The organism is Dactylosporangium sp. CA-152071 (assembly GCF_050936335.1).
Taxonomy (GTDB): domain Bacteria; phylum Actinomycetota; class Actinomycetes; order Mycobacteriales; family Micromonosporaceae; genus Dactylosporangium; species Dactylosporangium maewongense.
The window spans coordinates 4,079,847-4,099,462 of record NZ_JBNJMZ010000002.1; the positions used below are offsets into that span (position 1 = coordinate 4,079,847).

Annotated in this window: 11 protein-coding genes; 4 read left to right on the top strand and 7 right to left on the bottom strand. The window is 71.5% G+C overall.

What is annotated here, in order from left to right; all coding sequences use genetic code 11:
- Positions 1 to 268 precede the first annotated feature (268 nt).
- Positions 269 to 1,456 carry a polysaccharide lyase family 7 protein gene (locus ACQEVZ_RS58160; protein WP_433385243.1) on the top strand — a complete coding sequence of 396 codons (1,188 nt, stop codon included), beginning with the start codon at positions 269 to 271 and terminating at the stop codon, positions 1,454 to 1,456.
- On the opposite strand, the gene ACQEVZ_RS58165 is transcribed toward ACQEVZ_RS58160, so the two are convergent.
- From ACQEVZ_RS58165 to ACQEVZ_RS58185, 5 genes are all read right to left on the bottom strand, one after another.
- Positions 1,445 to 4,594 (bottom strand): ATP-binding protein, encoded by a 3,150-nt coding sequence (locus tag ACQEVZ_RS58165; protein ID WP_433385246.1) that lies wholly within the window; start codon positions 4,592 to 4,594, stop codon positions 1,445 to 1,447. The genes ACQEVZ_RS58160 and ACQEVZ_RS58165 overlap by 12 nt on opposite strands.
- Entirely contained in the window at positions 4,591 to 5,247 is a 657-nt protein-coding gene (locus tag ACQEVZ_RS58170) for a hypothetical protein (protein ID WP_433385249.1), read from the bottom strand. Before ACQEVZ_RS58170 ends, ACQEVZ_RS58165 begins: the two co-directional genes overlap by 4 nt.
- The gene (locus ACQEVZ_RS58175) at positions 5,234 to 6,313 is read right to left on the bottom strand and encodes an endonuclease domain-containing protein (protein ID WP_433385252.1); all 1,080 of its coding nucleotides are present in this window, start codon (positions 6,311 to 6,313) and stop codon (positions 5,234 to 5,236) included. The genes ACQEVZ_RS58170 and ACQEVZ_RS58175 overlap by 14 nt, the downstream gene beginning before the upstream one ends.
- A 174-nt stretch (positions 6,314 to 6,487) precedes the next feature.
- Positions 6,488 to 9,145, bottom strand: coding sequence for a discoidin domain-containing protein (locus ACQEVZ_RS58180; protein ID WP_354903418.1), 2,658 nt, complete (start codon positions 9,143 to 9,145; stop codon positions 6,488 to 6,490).
- 1,184 nt (positions 9,146 to 10,329) lie between these two features.
- The gene (locus ACQEVZ_RS58185) at positions 10,330 to 12,702 is read right to left on the bottom strand and encodes a diguanylate cyclase domain-containing protein (RefSeq protein ID WP_433385256.1); all 2,373 of its coding nucleotides are present in this window, start codon (positions 12,700 to 12,702) and stop codon (positions 10,330 to 10,332) included.
- Positions 12,703 to 12,852: 150 nt separating this feature from the next.
- Here ACQEVZ_RS58185 and ACQEVZ_RS58190 point away from each other — a divergent pair, with 150 nt between their 5' ends.
- Complete coding sequence (locus tag ACQEVZ_RS58190) at positions 12,853 to 14,280, top strand: diguanylate cyclase domain-containing protein (RefSeq protein WP_433385259.1); 1,428 nt, start codon at positions 12,853 to 12,855, stop codon at positions 14,278 to 14,280.
- Positions 14,281 to 14,396: 116 nt separating this feature from the next.
- Positions 14,397 to 15,818 (top strand): ricin-type beta-trefoil lectin domain protein, encoded by a 1,422-nt coding sequence (locus ACQEVZ_RS58195; RefSeq protein ID WP_433385262.1) that lies wholly within the window; start codon positions 14,397 to 14,399, stop codon positions 15,816 to 15,818.
- Between the two features lie 82 nt (positions 15,819 to 15,900).
- On the opposite strand, the gene ACQEVZ_RS58200 is transcribed toward ACQEVZ_RS58195, so the two are convergent.
- Positions 15,901 to 16,770 (bottom strand): dienelactone hydrolase family protein, encoded by an 870-nt coding sequence (locus tag ACQEVZ_RS58200; protein ID WP_433385265.1) that lies wholly within the window; start codon positions 16,768 to 16,770, stop codon positions 15,901 to 15,903.
- Between the two features lie 194 nt (positions 16,771 to 16,964).
- Between ACQEVZ_RS58200 and ACQEVZ_RS58205 the strand changes: the two genes are divergently transcribed.
- A complete protein-coding gene (locus ACQEVZ_RS58205) occupies positions 16,965 to 18,014 on the top strand; it encodes a pectinesterase family protein (RefSeq protein WP_433385268.1) in 1,050 nt (349 codons plus the stop codon).
- Between the two features lie 364 nt (positions 18,015 to 18,378).
- Here ACQEVZ_RS58205 and ACQEVZ_RS58210 read toward each other — a convergent pair whose 3' ends face one another.
- The gene (locus ACQEVZ_RS58210; protein ID WP_354903425.1) at positions 18,379 to 19,578 is read right to left on the bottom strand and encodes a PucR family transcriptional regulator; all 1,200 of its coding nucleotides are present in this window, start codon (positions 19,576 to 19,578) and stop codon (positions 18,379 to 18,381) included.
- Positions 19,579 to 19,616: the final 38 nt, after the last annotated feature.

Consider the following 19,616-nt stretch of genomic DNA (forward strand, 5'->3'; position numbering starts at 1 on the left):
GCGGGCTGTCGGAGCTTGTCTGGTCGCGGCGGCGGGGACGGACGGTGAGGTGTACGGAGCAGGCGGTGGCGGTCGACTGCTACGCGGCTTGCACAGCGGCACACAAAATCTTGACGGGTTATGCAAATTTCTTGCGTCGCTGGGCATCCAAGATTTCAGATGGCTGACGGTTCGTCAACATGCGCGACACCGGTTCATTGACAAGGCATTGATAGGAATGTTTATTGTTAACTACTTTGCCTAATCCCCCGCCCCGCAAGGACACCCCATGAAGAGACCCACCCTCGCCGGCGCCGCCCTGCTGGCGGCCAGCACCGCGGTCGTCGCCGTGGCATTCGGCGGTACCGACGCCAACGCCGCCACCGCAGGCCCCATCACGGGACTCGGCGGCAAGTGCGTGGACGTGGCCGCAGCCAGCCCCGCCAACGGCACCGCGGTCCAGCTCTACGACTGCAACGGCACCGCCGCCCAGACCTGGACCGTCGACGGCACGACCATCAAGGCGCTCGGCAAGTGCCTCGACGTGACCGCCGCGTCGACCGCGAACGGCGCGCTCATCCAGCTGTACGACTGCAACGGCACCGGGGCGCAGCAGTGGACCGCCTCGAACGGCACCCTGGTCAACGCCGGCTCCGGCAAGTGCCTCGACGCGACCGGGCAGAGCTCGGCGAACGGCACCCGGCTGCAGATCTGGACGTGCACCGGCGCCGCCAACCAGACGTGGACCCTGCCCGGCGGCACCGCGCCGCCGCCCTCCGGCGGCCTGAACCCCGCGGTCGCGCCCGGCGGCAACTTCGACCTGTCGATCTGGCAGCTGCAGCTGCCCGTCGGCTCCCCCGGCGCACCCACGACCATCCCGTCGTCGCAGCTGCGCGGCCCGAACGGATACACGAACCCGGCGTACTTCTTCACCGACAAGAACGACGGCTCGATGACCTTCTGGGCCCCGGAGAAGGGCGTCACCACCCCGAACTCCAACTACGCCCGCTCCGAGCTGCGCGAGATGAACGCGAACGGCACCGCCGCGGACTGGCGCCTCGCCGGGTCACACCGCATGAGCGCGACCCTGCGCATCCCGAACGTGACGAAGAACGTCTGCGTCGGCCAGGTCCACCTCGGCACCGGCGGCCCGTCGACGAAGCCGCTGCTGGAGCTGTACTACCGCCCCAACGGCGACGTCTACCTCGGCACCGAGAACTCCCCCGACGGCGGCCAGACCCTGCACCTCGTCGGCAACGTCCCGCTCGGCGTCAAGTGGTCCTACGTCATCGCCATCTCCGGCGGCAACCGGATCAACCTGACCGTCAACGGCAGCACCACCAGCTACCCGATCCCGTCGTCGTTCAACCAGTACGGCATGTACTTCAAGGCCGGCTCCTACAACCAGTCCTCCTCCGACAGCACCACCAACGGCGCGAAGGTCAAGTTCTACGCCCTGACCGTCTCACACGCCTGACGCCCGGGCGACGACCTCCTCCGGGGAGAGGGGTGCCTTCGGGTGGTGGGACAGACACAGCGGTGTCCTCACTTTCACGAACGAGAACCCCTCTCCCGCGGCGTAGAACTCGCCGCTGCCCAGCAGGCCGATGTCCGGCAGCCGGCCGCCCTTGGCCAGGGCGAGCTCGCGGGCCGCGTCGATCTGCGCCGGCGAGTTCAGCAGCCCGAAGAACTGTGTCGTCGCGTTGCCCGAGATCTGGTTGTGCAGCCCCTTCGGCGCCTGCGTCGCGAAGACGAGACCGAGCCCGTACTTGCGAGCCTGCGACGCCAGGGCGATCGTGCTCGCCGTGCACGGGGTGCTGCCCGACGACGGCGCGAGGGTCTGCGCCTCGTCCATGACGAACAGCCCACCGAGCGGCCGGTCCCCCGCCGGGTGCCGTTTGATCCACGCGAACAGCGCCATCTGCAACTGGTTGACGAAGCTCTGCCGCTGCTCATCCGAGTTGAGCCCGGCAAGGTTGATGACCGAGACCCGGGCCCGCATGCCCGTCGGCGGGGTCAGCAGCGTCCCAGGATCCGCCGCGACGCCCTGGCCACCGAAGAGCGGGTCGGTCACCATCGCCGCTTTCAACGTCTCGGCCGCGTCGAGCGCGAGCTTCTCGCTCTTCGCCATCTGGCTCACGCCCGCCGGCAGCTCAGCCAGGAAGTCGGTGAAGCCGCGCAGCCCGGCTGCGCCGCTCTTCGCATACGCCCGCAACGCCTCCGTCAGCACCGCCCTGCCCTGCTGGGCGACCTTCGAAGGCCCGGCGACACCAGCCCGCGGCACGAGTGCCGCGACCGCGGCCTCGATCGCTGCGTCGAACTCGTCCGGCGAGTTCCGCACCGAGGTGAAGTCGGGCAGCGGCTGGAAGGCGAGCGGCCGTCCGGCGCTGACCCGTGGCGTCCAGACGACGACCTCGGTGTGTTCCAGGTAATCCCGGGCCCGGGCCACGTCGCCCGGCCCCCACCCGGCGGGCGGCTCCGGCCACGGGTCGCCGAGTCGGGCGAGATCGTTGTTCGGGTCGAGGACGATTGCCGACACCCCCTTGCGGGCGCATTCCTCCACCAGACGCCGGATGAGGACCGTCTTGCCGGATCCCGATCCCGCGAAGATGACGGTGTGCCGGCGCAGCGACTCCAGATCCACCCGGAACGCCCGATGCCCGTCGGCGGTCTTGCCCAGCCCGATCGAGACGGCCGCGGCATCCGGACCGGGCTGCGGCGTCGATGTCGGAGCGGGCTCGGACATCGTTGCGGGCGCCGTTGCGACAACGACGGGCGGTCCCGGGTCGGACGCCGGAGCCTCCAGAAGTGCGGTGAACAGCTTCGTCCGGCTCGCATGCCGGCGGGACGCGAGCCACTCCTGCAGATCGGGGCGTGGTATGGCGCGCAACTCCTGCAGGGCGGAGAAGACCCTCAGGTCCTCGGACGTCAGCGGGTGCACGACGCCGCCTGCCGCCCGGAATTCCTTGATGATCCCGGTGGTCACGGGACCGGTGGGCCAGGGGCCGTTGCGCAGCAACACGAGCCGCCGTTGCGGGACCGCGACGTCGAGACCCGCCATCGTGCAGGCCGCCTTGACCCGGCTGATGACGGCGTTCGCCTGCTTGCTGGCCACCGCCCGGAACGCCCAGTGCGCCTCGTTCTCGGTCGCCTCGTCGAGGACCTGAATGAGCCGCGCGTGCAGCGCCGGCGTCGCCGACGGCAGCGGATCCTGCTTGTACACGATGCCGGTCGGCGCCTGCTCGTCGATCCACGACGCGATTCCGGCGGCGAGCAACCGGGGAACCTCCGCGTTCTCCGTCTGCGGCTCGAGAACTCCGCTGCAGTCGGCCTGCGCGACCAGGGCGGCGAAAAGCGCGTCGAGTGTCTCCAGCGCTGACTCGCCGACCGGTTTCGGCACGGGCCTGCCCCCGACGGGTTCGGCGCCGCCGATGAGCCGGTCCAGTTCGGTGACCTCGTCACGGTCCAGGCACGACTGGACGTGCCGGTCGACGGCGTTCAGCAGCTTGCGGGGCGTGAGGTAAAGGGCATCGGTGAACGCCTGCGGCCGGATCGGCCACGTCGGATACGGCGGGACGAACCGCTGCTCGGCGTACTTGACGGCGAACCGCTTCGTGATGATCGCCTCGCCGAGGTCCGGTCTGTCGATCATGTCGGGCAGCGTCGTGGGCGTGAACCGGTCGAGCACCGGCATCGGCGCGCATCTGCGGAGCATCTCCCAGGTGTCCGGCAGGCACGACACCACCGTCAACGTCCGCTGGGTGATGTCCCGCAGCATCAGCAGGCCGTCGGCCATCGGCCCGAACACCAGCGACAGCTCCTCCTCAACCCCACGGTCCGGTTTCGTGAGCGACGCGGCGCTCTGCGCGAAGATCGTGTCGATCTGGTCGAACGCGATCACGGTCGGGGCGAGGGTGAGCGCCGTGAGACGGGAGATGTCACGCACGATGTCCCGCGGTTCGCGAACCGCCGGCGACAGCCCCCACGCGTGCCGTCCGCTGAGATCGCCCTGCATGGAGATGAGGTGGGCGTAGCCGACATCCTGCGCCTCGAAGTCACGTGACGCCCAGAGCACGAGCGCCCGCGCGGTGTCCTGGCACTCCTGCCCGACGCGCCAGTCGAGGCGGCGCAGCCCTGCCGCGAAAGCGTCCAGGTGTGCCCGGGTCAGGTCGCCGTCACCGGCGATGACCTGCCTCAGCTCCCCGGGGAGTTCCAGGCGCGGAGTGAGCCAGTACAGAAACGTCTTGAGCTGGGTGGTGAAGCCGATGGCGTCGCGCCCAAGCCCTTCGATCATGCACAGGGCCGTGCTCTCCCAGAAGGTCTTGCCGTTGGCAAGGCCGACCAGGAAGAAGAAGCCTCCGTCACGCTGGATCTTCTCACGGAGCGCGCCGAGCAGGTGCGTCTTGCCCGAGCCCGAACGCCCCTGGACGGCCACCCCGACCGGGCTCGCGTCGTCGCCGGTCCGTGCCTTGTTGACCCCGCGGAGGATCCGGCCGGCGGCCTCCGCGTGCAACTCCGGCACGTCGTAGGGGGACGGCCGCCACACATCGTCCGGGGTCGGCGCCGGGTTGAAGTCCAGCGCCTCCAAGGCACGGCGCTCGTCGGCGGTGATCATGCCGCACCGATCGACAGCACGTGGTTCGGTTCGTCGCCGATGTGCAGTGCCGCCGCCCGCTCCCGGTCGTCGAGCGCCTTCACGTTCGCCATCGGGATGATGCGGACGTCACGCTGCCGCGCCATGACCCGCAATGTGGCGTCGAGCGTGGAGCGCTCCACCCCGCTGAGGCTGTCGCGGATGTCGGCGAGGCTGACCCACTCACCGGGCGCGGGGGTGCGCTTGTCGTACGCCAGCCGCACACGCGTCTCAAGGTCATCATCTTGCGGCGCGACGGGCTCCAACTCCACTCCGGCCGGAGCGGTCCGGGTGAAGAACATCGCATGGCTGGTGCGGCCGCGCAGCGCCCTGTCGATGTTGCTCAGCAGCGTGACGAGCGATCTGACGGCCGAGCCGCTCCTGGCGGGCGGCGTCCGCACCTGCTGGACGACCGCCCAGCCACGCTCCGTCAGGTCATGCGCGAACGGCCGCTGGGTCCGGTCGGTGTCGACCAGGCCGAGGCTGACGAGTTTCTGGTTGTCGGCCCCGGTGAGCGCGAAGCCGGCCAGCTCCTTGAGCTCGGTGTTGTTCAGCGAACGCGCCTCGGCCATCAGCACGACCAAGGCCAGAAGCTGGTTTCCGGTGAGTGCGGGGACGTCCTCAGTGTTCGGCATGGGCGATTCTCTCCTTGACGGACCGGCGTAGGTTCAGCAGTTGACGGAGCTTGGCGACCACGGCGCCGACGTCGGCCAGGACCTGGTCGTTGGTGAACCGCAGGACATCGTGGCCGAGGAGCTGCAGGTGCACGTCGCGCTGCCGGTCATCGGCGAAGCGCGGCGGCTGCCGGTGCTCGGGGCCGTCGACCTCGACGACGACCCCGTCGTCTGGCCAGAACAGATCGAGCCGGTAGAGCTGGCCGAGCAGATGCCCTTCGTATGTGTGGTTCCAGCGCCGGCCGGCGGCCCAGGCGTGCGGGGCGAGTGCACGCTCCAGGGCCGTCTCGGCAGTGCTGTCGCTGCGCGGCCGCCCGGACAACGGCGGAAACGTCAGCATCGGCTCCGGTCTGCCGGGTTCGTGGTGCCGCTCGACCAGCGCCGCAGCCGCAGCAAGCTCGGACAGGCGCGGCGGCAGCGCGAACCGCACATGCCGGATCCGGTCAACGGCGGGCAGCGGCGCCCCGGCGAGCCACACACCGAACCGGCCGTGGCGGGCGAACCACTCCGCGGCCTGGGTGAGCGCGGCCTGCGCCGGCGGGTCGAGGCCAGCCGGGACGTGGACAAGGAGCGCGGCGCCGTCCCGGCCGTAGGTGTCGGCGAAGACGCGGGCGAGGCCGGCGGCGCGGACCTCGGCAGCGAAGCGCGGCTGGTCACCGGAACGGCCACGCAGCGCGCGTTCGGCAAGGTCGGCGAGGAACGGTCCGAAGGTGCGGGACCTGGCCGCGACCTCGGCTGCGAGGGCGCGCACCGCGGCGGCACCGTGGCCTTGCGGGCCTTCCAGGCGCTCCGCGCCCGGTAGCCACACCGGAAACAAGGCCATGGCGGCACGATCGAGCTCGGCGAGGATCACCGCGACGGGATCGGTGAGCGCGCCGCCCGGGCGGAACTGGGCCACCGCCGGCGCGCCGCCGGGCAGCGGGTCGAGGTCGACGGCAAGCAGCTCCGGATCGGCGCCGTCCAGGAAGCTGACCTGCGACAGCGGTGGAACCTCCCACCACCGCGCACCTGTCAGGCCCCGCTCCATGGTCAACAACGCTACCGGCTGTCATGACTCGATCACGACAAGCTTCCGGGCTTGGTCGCAGGTCGAGCGGAACGGCGGCCTCACCGGCCACATCCACCCGTCGCACCACCTCCGCAACGAGCGAGGGCCGGCTCCCCCGAACGGGAGCCGGTCCTGCTTGTTCTCAGGTCGTGATCAGGGGTAGCTGATCACGTTGGACGGGGTCACCGCGGACGGGAGGGCGGGGGCGCCCGTGTCGTTGATGACGTGGGTGATGGAGCCCTTGCCCAGAGACACGGTCATGATGTTGTGGAACTTCACGTTCGGGGTGTTGGGCACTTCGAACGAGTGGTAGGCGGCGATCGACGAGTCCGTGGTGAACACGCAGTAGCTGCCCATGCCCCAGCCCTCGTGGCTGGTGACGTTGGCGCCGACCTTGTAGGCGGCGTAGCCGACGATCCCGTCGTGGGACCAGGCGGCGGCCGACGGCGGGTCGTACGGCAGCTCGTTCTGGAAGAAGATCGTGCGGCCGCCGTTGCCGTTCCAGACCACGTTGTACTTGTTGAAGTGCTCGACGAACAGGCCGTAGGCGAGGACGTTCTGGCCGTTGACGATGAGGCCGTTGTCGGACGGGTTGGAGGTCCAGCCCGCGCCGTCGCCGTGGTCCGCGCGCCACGCCCAGATGTGGTCGATGATCGTGTTGTTGTTGTTGACGATCAGGGCCGCGCTCGCCTTGGCCGCGCCCGCGCCGCCGACGCGCAGGAACACGTCGGAGATGAGGTTCGGGGCGGTGGCGTGGTTGCCACTGGCGCCGTTCGGGCCGACCTGCAGCAGCGCCGGGGAGTTCGTCGGGCCGGCGTCGAAGAGCAGACTGGCGATCTTGACCCCGTCGACGTCGCCGATGGCCATCGGCAGGGCGCCGTTGTCCGCGACGATCGTGGCGTACCCGAGGCCGAGGACCACGGTGTTGGCGCGGTTGATGTTGACGGTGCTGTTCAGGTGGTACACGCCGGGGGTGAAGAGCAGGTTGAGGCCCTGCGCGACGGCGGCGTTGAGGGTCGCGGCCGTGACGCCCGGCTTGGCGACGTAGAACTGGGTCAGCGCGAGCGAGGTGCCCGGGGTCTGGCCGTTGATCCAGGTGGCGCCGCTGCTGTTGGTGCGCAGCGACGGCACGAACACCCGGTACGCGCCGGAGGCGTCCATGTACAGGTACGGCTTCTCCTGCGTGATCGGGCTCTGGTTGATCGTGGTGTACGGCGGGTTCGGGAAGCTGTTCGCCGGGGCGCCCTGCACGCCGGAGAACACCATGTTCCAGACCGAGCCGTTCCAGCTGCCGATCGTGCTGTCACGGGTGAACCACTGCTGCTGCGAGCAGGGGTTGATGTTGCCCGTGACGCGGGAGTCGGCGATGTAGCCGCCGGACGCCCAGCCGCAGTTCGGCGACGCGAGGGTCATGCCGCCGTGGATGTCCATGCGGCGGAACGGGGCGGCCTGCGCGACGGCCCACCGGTCGATGCCGTTGACCGGGTACACGGACAGGTTCTCCGCCGAGCGCCAGAAGTTCTGCGTCGCGTTGCCCCCGAACCAGCCGGCGTCGACGGTGATGTCACCGTTGATCCGGACGTCCTGCGGGTTCTGGCCGAGGCCGTTGATCGAGGTGTAGAAACCGATCTGGGCGTTGAGGCCGCTGTACGTGCCGGGCTTGAACAGGAACTGGATGCGGCCGGGGCCGAACTGCGCGGTCTCCTGCTGCGTGAAGACCTGGTCGAGCTTCGCCTGGATCGTCGCGCTGGACTGCGACGGGTCGAAGACGATCACGTTGGCGCCGAGGTCGCCGCCGCCCTGGATCGGGCCGGTGGACGTCGACGGGGTCGTCGACGGGGACGGGGACGTCGGCTGCGACGGCGTGTTCGACGTCGGGCCGGTGCCGGTCCGGACGATGAACTCCCAGATCGAGTAGCCGTAGCCGGTCGCGCGGGCGGTGCCGTACACCCGGACGAAGCGACCGGTGCCGGTCACGTCGAGGGTCTGGATGCCGCCGGTGCCGCCGGTCACGGTCTTGATCGTGGTGTACGTGTTGCCGTCCGGCGACGTCTGGATCTGGAAGTCCTTGCCGTACGCGGCCTCCCAGTTGATCGTCACCTGGCAGATCGACTGGCTGCTGCCGAGGTCGACGGCCAGCCACTGCGGGTCGCTGAACTGGCTGGACCAGCGGGTGCCGGTGTTGCCGTCCACGGCCGCGCCGGCGGCGTTGGCGCCCGTGTTCTCGGCGCTCGACGCCGTGGCGGGCTTGCCCTGCGCGGCGTTGGCCGTCGTGTTGCAGGTGCCGGGGTTGGTGCCGCCGAACGATCCGTAGACCTGGAACTCCCACAGCGAGTAGCCGTAGCCGGTGGCGCGGGCGGTGCCGTACATCCGCACGTACCGGCCGGAGCCGGTGACGTCGTAGGTCTGCGCGCCGCCGGTCGCCCCGGTCACCGACTTGATGTCGGTCCAGGTGTTGCCGTCCGGTGAGGTCTGCAGCTTGAACGCCGTCGCGTACGCGGTCTCCCAGTACAGCTTGATCTGCGTGATCGTCGCGGTCTGACCCAGGTCGACACGCAGCCACTGCGGGTCGGACGCGGCCGACGACCAGCGGGTGCCGGTCGTGTTGCCGTCGAACGCGGCGGAGGCGGGGGTGCCGCCGTTCTCGTCGGACGACGACAGCGCGGTCTTGCCTTGCGAGAGGAGGGTGTCGGCCGCGGAGGCCGTCAAGGTCGTGGTCACCGCGTACGTCGCCAGCATGAGCATGGCGGCGGCGGACGCGATGATCAGATTCCGGCGGCGGCGGCGCGCCGGTCGTGCGGCGGTCAGCATCAATTGCTCCCGGTTTCAGGGCGGGCGGCAGCCGGCAGCGCCACCGTAGGGGTACGGTGGTGCTCGGTCCGGCCATCCGGGGGGTGTGTCACTCCGGGACCGTGAACGGCGGCTCCGGAGTCGGGGTGGGAGAGCGCTCTCCAAGGACGAGGGTTGCCCGATCGAGCGGCCCTGTCAAGAGGTCAGCCACCCCGCGCGCCACTTATTTTTCGATCCGTACGAAGCGTGATGCCTCCGACCTGCCCATTACCCTCCCCCCACTGCGCCGATCACTGGAGAGCGCTCTCTTGTGACTGCCGGTGACTGTTCGCGTCTGCTTGCGGCGCCTGTACTGGCCCGCCACGTTCCGCACGTGACTCATTCCTCGCCGTAGTCACGATTTGCAGGCATGCGTTACGGTGTTGAAGAAGGAACGCCGCCACCGAGAACCTCCGGCCGTCCTCCGCCATGGGGTGGTCGCAGCAGCTTGCAGCAAGGCCTCCCCCGCACCACCCAGCCGCCCGGTCGCCCGCGCCCGCGACGCCCGCGCCCGCGACGCCCGCGCCCGCGACGCCCGCGCGGGCCACGCGCGCGCGACATCGCGACCCCGCGTTCGGGTCGGGCCCGCGTTCGGGTCGGGCCCGCGTTCGGGTCGGGCCCGCGTTCGGGTCGGGCCCGCGGTCGGGTCGGGCCCGCGGTCGGGCCAGCGGCTCGGGAGGGTTCCGGAGTGGTCGGGCCAGCAGCCGGGAGAGCTCCGGATCAATGGCGCAAAGAGACTTCCGGCAGGCGCCGGGAGGTTCCGCGGGTCGGCGGCCCTTGGAGGGCGCCGAGGCAGCAGCCCGAGCTGCGGCCTCGATCAGCGGCTCGGGTGACTTCGGGCCGGGCTTGAGCGACTCCAGGCCGGCGGCCCGGTCGGCTCGGACTCTGCGCGTGGGTGACTTCGAGGCAGTGACCTGGGTGGTTTCAGGCCGGCGGCTCGGGTGACAGCGGCAGCGGGCAGGCTGGCCGGACTCGGGCAGGCGCGGCAGTCTCCGGACACGGGCGAGGCCGGCGGTTCCGGACACGGGCGGGCGCGGCAGTGCCAGGCCGGGCTCGGGGGTGGTGCAGGCCGGGCCCGAGTGGCTTCGGCGGCCCGTCTGGCCGCCGCGACGGGCGTACCCCTCCGCTCGCCGCATGGCCTCGACCGCCGGCGCGAGGCGCCTGCGTCAGTGGCTCGAGAGGCGGAGGTCGCCGACCGCGGTGACGGCTGGGCCCGAGCCGAGCGTGAACCCGAGGTGCCGTAGGCGCGCCACCTGGCCAGGGTCGCTGACGCCACTGATCACCGTCTCTACGCCCGTTGCAGCGACCAGTCGGGCCACGGCGTCGACGAGGGCATCGCGGCGGCGTTCGAGGTCGTCCGCGGAGAAGGGGCTATCCGGAGAAAAGGGGTGATCTGCTCGAAAGGGAGCATCAGCGGCGAAGCGGCCGTCTGCGGGAAAGGGGGCATTCGCAGCGAAGCGGCCGTCCGCCGGGAAAGAGGCATTCGCAGCGAAGCGGCCGTCCGGGGAGAAGGGAGCGGTCGCGGGGACTGGGCCGGCAGTCGGGAACAGGGCGGCGTCCAGCACCAGGCGTGTGAACGGCAACGAGACCAGCAGGTCGAGGCGGGCGTGTGCGGTGCCGGTGTGGTCCAGGGCCAGGCCGACGCCGATCGCGCGGAGCTCCTGCAGCGCGCCGCGGACCCCCGTACCCTCGCCGGTGTCCTCGCCCGCGAGAGCGGCCGGCACGGCCAGGGTGAGGCTGGCGGGGGCGACGGCCGCGGCGGCCAGGATGCCGGCGACGTCGTGCGGGAAACCGGGGGCGAGCAGCGCCGAGCGACTCACGTCGACGGTGAACGGGCGGCCCGGGGGTGTCACGCGGCACGCCTCGGTGAGCAGCCAGCGGACCAGGGGCACGGTCAGGTCGGCGACGTCGACGGAGGGCCAGCGGGCGCTGAGGCGGCGTTCGACCTCGGCGCCGTCGGTGAGGCGGGCGATCGGCTCGTGGGTGAGCTCGACGCGGCCCGCGTTGATCGCGGCGCGGAGTTCGTCGGCGCGCTGGGCCGGGGTGGCGAGCAGGCCGGCCAGCGACGGGCTGTACCGGGCGAACTGCCCCTTGCCGGCCTGTTTCGCGGCGTACATGGCGATGTCCGCGTGGCGGAGCAGCAGCTGGGGGTCGTCGGAAGCGGGGCGCTGCGCGACGCCGACGCTGGCGTTCACGGTCAGCAGGTGGCCGTGTGTTGTGACGGGGTTGGCGAGCTCGGCCAGGATCCGTTCGGCGACCTCACCGGCGGCGGCCTCGTCGGCGAGTGGCAGCAGGACCGCGAACTCGTCGCCGCCGAGGCGGGCCACGAGGTCGCCGGGGCGCACGGCGGCGCGCAGCCGGCGGCCGACCTCGACGAGCAGGCCGTCGCCGACGTGGTGGCCGAGGGTGTCGTTGACGGTCTTGAAGTCGTCGAGGTCGACCAGGATCGCGGCGCCGTGGAAGGCCTCGTCGAGGGTGTCGTTGAACAGGGACCGGTTCGGCAGGCCGGTGAGCGCGTCGTGGGTCGCCTGCTCGTGCAGGAGCCGCTGGTGCTCGCGGACGGTGCCGAGCAGCGCGTCGTTGTCCCGGAACGCGAGCAGCTGCCGCAGCACGACGGTGGCGGTCGCGGCGACCGCGCCGGCGAGGACGGGGCCGTCGCCGCTGTTCGCGACGAGCAGCAGGTAGACGCCGACGACCGCGAAGTAGGGCAGGATGCTGTACGGGCGGCGCCGCCGGCGGACCACGGTCGCCGGCCGGACGCGGCGTAGCTGCACGACCCCGGCGAGGCCGACCATCGTGCCCTCGGCGGTGGTGATGATGTCGGAGACGCCGGCGAGCCGGTCGTTCTGCAGCACGGGCACGAGCGCGGACCCGACCGCGCCGAGCACGACGACGCCGGCGAGGGACTGCAGCGCGAGCATGTCGACGGCGTCGGTGCCGACGAGGATGAGCTTCACGACGGCGAGGACGGCGAGCAGGCACAGCAGGCTCAGCACCAGCAGCCCAAGGGCGCGTGGCAGGTCGGCGCGTGCGTCGGAGATCGGCTCGAGCACGAACTGCCACAGGAACGTCGCCGAGCACACCAGGACGGTCGCGGCGTCGAGGCCGAGGCGCAGCCAGTCGCCGCGACTTCGGCTGCGGGTCGGCAGCCGGAGCAGCCCCCACAGCACCAGCAGCAGCGCGATGCTGAGCAGCAGCACGGCGCCGGCGAGGACGGGCCCTGACTTGCGGCCGCCGAGGCTCGCCTCGGTCAGGGGTTTCGTGGCGGGCGCGATGAGCAGCGCGGCGATGCCCATGAGCCGCCAGAAGCGCCGGCCGGCGGGGGCGAGCCGGTCGAGGCGGGACGCCTGGAACAGGAACCAGGAGGCGACGGCGAGGGACAGCGCCCCGGGCAGCCACCCGAGGATCGTCATGCCGCTGTACCCGAGCACGCGGTAGCCGGCGAAGCCGACGGCGACGGCGAAGAGCGGGGCGTAGAGCAGCAGCAGCCGACGGAGACCGTCGGCCAGCGTGTCAGCGCGCCGCTCCGGCTCGTCCAACGCCTGACCTCACCGCCTCGTCCTGTGCCGGTGTTTCCCGGCCGACGTCTTGTTCGGCCGGAGTGGTGCCGAGCTGAGCGGTATCGCGTGCGGACAGGGTAGCGGTCCGTCACCGCTCACGTCGACCGAAGATCTGCCGATGAGGGGGGTATGAATCTCCGACGGCTCGCGCCGCCGAAGCAGCTCGGCGGGCGGATCCGCTGGCTCTTCGTGATCTTCGGAGTCTTCAACCTCGTCACCGTGCTGCCCCGGGTGCTGGGTCACGGCACGGGGCCGGTCACGGCGCGGGTCGCCGCCGCCGTGGCCGCGGTCGCGCTCGCCGGGTGGTGGTTGCGCCAGTACCGGCTGGGCACGTTCCCCGCGTGGATGATCCCGTTCGAGGCCCTGGCCCTGCTTGCGATCGGTCTCGGCATGCGGGACTGGGTGGCGACGCTGGGGCTGCTGTTCGTGTTCGTGTCGTTCCGCGGCCTGTACGGCACGTGGCGGCACGTGCTCACGTTCACGGTGCTCGTCTTCGCCGCCGCGGTCGCCGGGGTGGCGTTGACGGAGCCGTCGCACGTCGCGCAGTTCCTCCAGCAGGCGCCCGGGGTGCCGCCGCTGGCGCTGTTCACGGCGGCGGTCGCGGAGTCGACCCGGCGCCAGGAGCGGGCCGCGGCCCGGGAGCGGGTGTTCGCCCGGCTCGGCTCGACGCTCGCGACCACGCAGGACCGGGAGACGATCCTGCGGCTGAGCGCGGAGGCGGCGGTCGAGCTGCTCGACCGCATCCCCGGCGGGTGGGCCGTCACCGTCGTCGACGACCTCGTGGTGACCGCCGCCGGTCCTGTACCGGTGGAGCTCCTGACCGGCCCGGTGCCGCCGGCGGCGGAGGGTGGCGGCGTCCGGATCCCGCTGCGCTCCGACAAGCAGCACTTCGGTGACCTCCTGGTCGGCAACGGGTCCGCCGAGGTGCGCCCGTCGCTCGCGACCCTCGCCGCGCAGACGTCCCTCGGCCTGGTCAACGCCGAGCACGCCGCCGACCTGCACTATCAGGCGTTCCACGACAACCTCACGGGGCTGGCGAACCGGTCGCTGCTGCGCGAGCACCTCGGCCACGCCCTCGCCCGGGCCCGCCGTGGCAGCCCGGTCGCGGTGCTGCTCATCGACCTGGACGGTTTCAAGCAGGTCAACGACACCTACGGGCACGCGGCCGGCGACCAGCTCCTGGTCGCGGTCGCGCAGCGGCTCCGGGACGGCATCCGCGGCGCCGACACGGCCGCCCGGCTCGGCGGCGACGAGTTCGCGGTGGTGCTGGACGGCATGGACGCCGCGGGCGACGCCGTGAACGTCGCGGGCCGGCTCCTCGCGGCGATCCAGGAGCCGGTCCCGAACGCGGTGCTGGGAGCGACCGGCACCGCCGGGGCGGCGCTGCTGCCGCAGGCGAGCATCGGGGTCGCGGGCTGGCGCGGGCACGCCGGGATCGACGAGCTGCTGCACGACGCGGACGCCGCGATGTACGCGGCGAAGACCGCCGGCAAGGGGCGTGTCGCGCACCTCGACGAGACCGGCACGGTGCGGCTCGCGGCGGCCCTGACCTCCTGAGATCCCGGGACGGAGATCCGCACATATTGACCTAAGTGACAGTGAGGACGACACTGGCTACAAACCTGTGACATCGATGTCACGATGTCACGAACCGGCCGCCACCGGGAGTAGTCATGAGACGTTCCATCCATCCGCACCGCCTCCTGCTCGCCGCCGCCGCACTCGTGCTGGTCGCGGCGGGGCTCGGAGCCCACACCGCGGTCGCCGACGCCGGCGAAACCGCGACGTTCAAGATGCCCGCCGACGACCCCGGCCGGGGTCTCGTCTACGGCGGGTTCAAGGCAGGCACCGGCCGCTGCGCCGGCCTGCTCGAGGTCAAGGCCGTGCCGGGCGCCTGCACGCACGGCCCCGACGCGCCGTTCCAGGGCCTCGACGTGTCCAAGTCGGTGCCGCCGCTGACGGGGCTCGCGGTCAACCCGCTCAGCGTCGTCTGCGACGGCGACGGCGTGTCCGGCAACCGCGTGGAGGTCCTGTACGTGCGCGGCTCCGGCAACGCCGACCGCTACAACCAGTACCTCGCGTCGATCCGCACCTGGTCCTCCCAGGTCGACGACATCTACAGCGCCTCCGCCGCGCAGACCGGCGGGACCCGGCACGTCCGGTTCGTCACCGACAGCAGCTGCAACATCACGGTCACGAACGTCGCGATCGCCAACAGCGCGCTCAGCGACTTCGGCAACTCGGTCAACGCGATCAAGGCCCTCGGCTTCAACCGCACCGACCGCAAGTACCTGATGTACGTGGACGCCACCGCGCTGTGCGGCGTCGCGTACGTCACCCTCGACGACCGGCCGGGGCAGGACAACGCCAACAACTCCGGCGCCTCGTTCAGCCGGGTCGACTCGGGCTGCTGGTCGGCGGGTCCGGCCGCGCACGAGCTGACCCACGCGATGGGCGCGGTGATGAGTTCGTCGCCGAACCACACCGCGTACGGCCACTGCACCGACGACTACGACATCATGTGCTACAACGACGGGCCCGGCACGGTCATGCGGATCGTCTGCACCGACCAGGCCCAGGACAACCGTCTGGACTGCAACAAGAACGACTACTTCAACACCAACCCGCCCGCCGGGTCCTACCTGGCGACGCACTGGAACACCGCCAACAACCGCTTCCTGATCTCCAGTGGCGGAGGCGGCGGCGGTACGGGTGGGCCGCTCACCCTCACCGGCGTGGGCAAGTGCGTGGACGTCAACGCCGGCGCCACCGCCAACGGCACCAAGGTCCAGATCTGGACGTGCAACGGCACCGCCGCCCAGAAGTGGACCCTGCCCGGCGACGGGACCGTCCGCGCGCTGGGCAAGTGCCTCGACGTCAGCGCCAGCGGCACCGCCAACGGGACCAAGGTCCAGCTGTGGGACTGCAACGGCACCGGGGCGCAGCAGTGGACGTACGTGTCCGCCAGCCAGGCGCTGCGCAACCCGCAGTCGGGGCGCTGCCTGGACGACCCGTCGGGCAGTACCACCGACGGAACCCAGATGCAGATCTGGGACTGCAACGGGACCAACGCGCAGCGGGTGACGCTGCCGTAGAAGTGCCGTGACAGGACGGACCCGCCGGGAATGTTTCCCCCCTCCCGGCGGGTCCTGCTTGTGTACTGACGGACGGAATTCGTCAGCCCGAGTGCGGGCAGGTGTCGCGGTACTCCTCGATCGCCGACCCGGACGGCTTGGGGCACAGGAACTGCTCGTAGCGGGTGTCGTTGTCGACGAACCGCTTGAGCCAGGAGATGCTGTACTTCGCGACCGTCACGTTGCTGGACGTGGGCGCCGAGTGCGAGGCGTTGTTGAGCTCCAGGTACGCCTTGTCGAGGCTCGCCGGCAGGCTCGTGTAGAACGGCTCGGCGTGCGAGGCGACCGGCGCGACGCTGTCGTTCTCGGCGCCGATGATGAGCGTCGGGACCTGCACCGACGACCAGGTCTTCGTGGTGTTCCAGGGTGTGAGCGGGATGGCGGCCTGCAGCGCGGGCCGGGTCGTGGCCGCGGCGAGGCTGCCGCCGCCACCCATGGAGTGGCCCATGACGCCGAGCCGGCTCACGTCGATGCGCGTGCGCACGGAGCTGCTGCCGGTCAGGTAGTCCAGCGCGGCGAGCAGCTGGCGGCCGCGACTGGCCGGCTGTTCCAGGGCGGACAGGGTGTCGATGGTGATGATGACGAAGCCCTGCGAGGCGAGGCGCGGGCCGAGCCAGGCGACGCTGGACTGCGACGCGGTGTAGCCGGGTGAGATCGCGACGGCGCCGAAGGTGCCGGCGGTCGTGCTGGTCGGGTAGTAGATGGTGCCGCCGCCGAACCCGGTGACGCTACCGCGCGCCACCGTGGTCTGGCCGATGGCGAACGACCCGCGGGTGGCCTCGATGGAGGCGACGGTGGGTGCGGGGCCGCGCTCGTACGGGTTGGCCGCGAGCGCGGGCGTGACCTGGCCGCCGCCGAACGTCACGGCGAGCGCCGCGACGACGACCAGGGCGAGCCGTCTGAGGTGGTGCATGGCGGGCTCCTCATATTGGCATCGATAAATGCCAGGCCAGTCTGGAGCCACCCCGCTACCGGCGGGTAATCCCGCGACGGACCATCCTCCTGCGCTATGACGGCGCCCGCCCTTCATGAAAACCCGTTATGAAAGCGCATTCCTGAGTGCCTCGGGTCTTGCCAGGGGCAGCAAACGTTTGCAAAGCTCGATGGATGACCTCCCGCCGAACCCTGCTCACCGCCGCGCTCGGCGCGGTCGCCGGCAGCGCCACCGCCGGTCTCGCCGCGTCACCCGCCGGCGCGTGGCCGGGCCCGCACCTGACGGTCGCCGCCGACGGCTCGGGCGACCACACCAGCATCCAGGCCGCCGTGGACGCCGTGCCGTCCGGGAACCCCGGGCCGTTCACCATCAAGGTCAGGCCCGGCGTCTACCGCGGCCAGGTGATCATCCCCGCCGACAAGCCTGACATCGTGCTGCGCGGCCAGGGCGCCGACCCCACCCAGGTGGTGATCGTCGACGACCGTGCCAACGGCACCCCCCGCCCGGACGGCGGCACGTGGGGCACCTCGGGCAGCGCGTCGGTCACCATCTCCGGCGCCGGCTTCTCCGCCCGCAACCTGACCTTCGCCAACGACTTCGACGAAGCCGCCCACCCCGAGATCACCTCGAAGCAGGCCGTCGCCGTCCTCACCCGCGCCGACCGCGTCGCCTTCGACAACGTCCGCTTCCTCGGCAACCAGGACACCCTGTACGTCAACACCCCCGACGCCGCCACCATCAGCCGCGTCTACCTGCGCAAGTGCTACATCGAGGGCGACGTCGACTTCATCTTCGGCCGCGCCACCACCGTCTTCGACCGCTGCGAGATCCGCTCCCTGAACCGCGGCTCGACCACCAACAACGGCTACGTGACCGCCGCGAGCACGTCGATCGCCAACCCGTTCGGCTTCCTGATCGTCAACAGCAAGCTGACCAGCGACGCCCCCGCCGGCACGGTCTTCCTGGGCCGCCCGTGGCACCCGAGCAACGACCCGGCCGCGGTCGCCCAGACCGTCATCCGCGACTCGACCCTCGGCGCGCACGTCGCCGCCGCCCCGTGGACCGACTTCGGCACCTGGTCCTGGCGCGACGCCCGCTACGCCGAGTTCCACAACCGCGGCCCCGGCGCCGGGATCACCGCCGACCGCCCCCAGCTGACCCCGGCCCAGGCCGCCGGGGCCACCATCGACGCCTACCTCGGCGACTGGCACCCGCAGCACTGACCCCGCGGCAAGCACGCCGCCGGGGCAAGCACGCCGCCGCGGCAAGCACGCCGCCGGGGCGGCGGTGCCGTGACCACACACGCGACCCCACGGACCCCACGGACGCCCACGGGCGTGACCGCGCACGCGACCCCACGACGGTGCCGTGACCGCGCGACCCCGGGTTTTGCGGCGGTTTCGAGGTCGGCGGAGGACGGCAGGCGTCGGGCGGCGACGACCACACGGAGGGGCGGCGGCGGTGGCGCACGGCTTTCAACACACCGTAACTCAGGCAAAAAAATCGGACAGCGAAAATGTCGACCGCCGCGCCACCGAGTGTAGTGCGTGCTGCTGGGGGCGGCGCAAACGCGCAGCGGCGATGGTGTCAGGGAGTGACGGTGGGGGTGCCGAGGGCGACGGTCAGCAGGAGGAGCCACTCGGGGTCGCGGAGGCGGTCGCCGTACAGCTCGCGGAGCTTGGCCACGCGGTAGCGGACGGTCTGCGGGTGGACGAAGAGGTCGGCGGCCACGTCGTCGCGGCGGCCCTGGTGCAGCAGCCAGCTGCGCAGGGTCTCGACGAGCTTCGTGACGGTGGACTCGCGCTCGCCGGCGAGCGGGGCCAGGGCCTGTTCGCGCAGGTCGGCCAAAGCGCGGGGGTCGGCGGTGACGACGAGGTCGACCAGGTGCTCCTCGGTGTCGACGGGGGCGGCGCCCGGGAAGAGCCGGGACACGCGGACGGCGCGCTCGAACGAGTGGCGGGCCAGGGACCACGGCACGGGCGGGCCGGTGACGGCGCCGTGCGGGGCCACGAGGCGCAGCAGGTGGCCGCGGGCGGCGCCGTGCGCGTCGGGGACGAGCAGGACCGACGTGTCGCGGAGGTGCTCGACGGTGGTCTGCAGGGTCCGCGGGTCGAGCAGGTCGACGACGGGCCGGGCGGCGCGGATGCCGCTGTCCGGGAGCAGGACCGCGGTCAGGGTCTGCGGCGCGGTCCAGTCGGCGGCCTCGGCGGCGGTCGCGGCCGCGGCGACGGCCTGGGCGGGCTCGCCCACCAGGAGGCTCTGCGCGAGGCGGTCCAGGGCGCGGCGACGGGCGCGGCCGGAGGTCGCGAGCTCGTCGGAGTGGCCGGTGACGCTCGCCGCGGACAGCTCGTCGATGTAGGCGAAGGTCAGCTCGGCGAAGCGTGCGAGGGCCGGTGCCGCCATGCCGGCGCCGACGGTGACGGCGGCGAGCTCCCGCCATGCGACCCTGGCGCCGACCCGGTAGGCGGCGAGGAGCGCGTCGAGGCTGCGGCCGGAGCGGGCCTCGCCCCGGCCGAGCGCGTACGCGCCCTCGAGGGACGCGGCCATGGGTGAGGGGCCGGTCTTGCGGGAGGCGAGGTTGAGGAAGCCGCCGAGCGCGGCGCGGACCGCCAGCTCGATCTTCGTGCCCATCTCGCCGGTGAGGGCTCCCGCGTACGCGGGAACCTCCTGGACGATGGCGGCCACGGCGTGACCGGCGACCTCCGGCAGGGCGTGGCGGAGTGACTCGGTGACGCCGGCCTGCAACCGGAAGGCGCCGAGCGCGCTGGTTTTGTCTTCAGGGAACAAGAATCACGCCTCGATTCACGCGGACCGGTCATGATTTT

What these genes read in the sequence shown, in the direction of transcription:
- ACQEVZ_RS58160 (WP_433385243.1), top strand. Translation starts at nt 269, where the DNA reads ATGAAGAGACCCACCCTCGCCGGCGCCGCCCTGCTGGCGGCCAGCACC.
- ACQEVZ_RS58165 (WP_433385246.1), bottom strand. Translation starts at nt 4,594, where the DNA reads ATGATCACCGCCGACGAGCGCCGTGCCTTGGAGGCGCTGGACTTCAAC.
- ACQEVZ_RS58170 (WP_433385249.1), bottom strand. Translation starts at nt 5,247, where the DNA reads ATGCCGAACACTGAGGACGTCCCCGCACTCACCGGAAACCAGCTTCTG.
- ACQEVZ_RS58175 (WP_433385252.1), bottom strand. Translation starts at nt 6,313, where the DNA reads ATGGAGCGGGGCCTGACAGGTGCGCGGTGGTGGGAGGTTCCACCGCTG.
- ACQEVZ_RS58180 (WP_354903418.1), bottom strand. Translation starts at nt 9,145, where the DNA reads ATGCTGACCGCCGCACGACCGGCGCGCCGCCGCCGCCGGAATCTGATC.
- ACQEVZ_RS58190 (WP_433385259.1), top strand. Translation starts at nt 12,853, where the DNA reads ATGAATCTCCGACGGCTCGCGCCGCCGAAGCAGCTCGGCGGGCGGATC.
- ACQEVZ_RS58195 (WP_433385262.1), top strand. Translation starts at nt 14,397, where the DNA reads ATGAGACGTTCCATCCATCCGCACCGCCTCCTGCTCGCCGCCGCCGCA.
- ACQEVZ_RS58200 (WP_433385265.1), bottom strand. Translation starts at nt 16,770, where the DNA reads ATGCACCACCTCAGACGGCTCGCCCTGGTCGTCGTCGCGGCGCTCGCC.
- ACQEVZ_RS58205 (WP_433385268.1), top strand. Translation starts at nt 16,965, where the DNA reads ATGACCTCCCGCCGAACCCTGCTCACCGCCGCGCTCGGCGCGGTCGCC.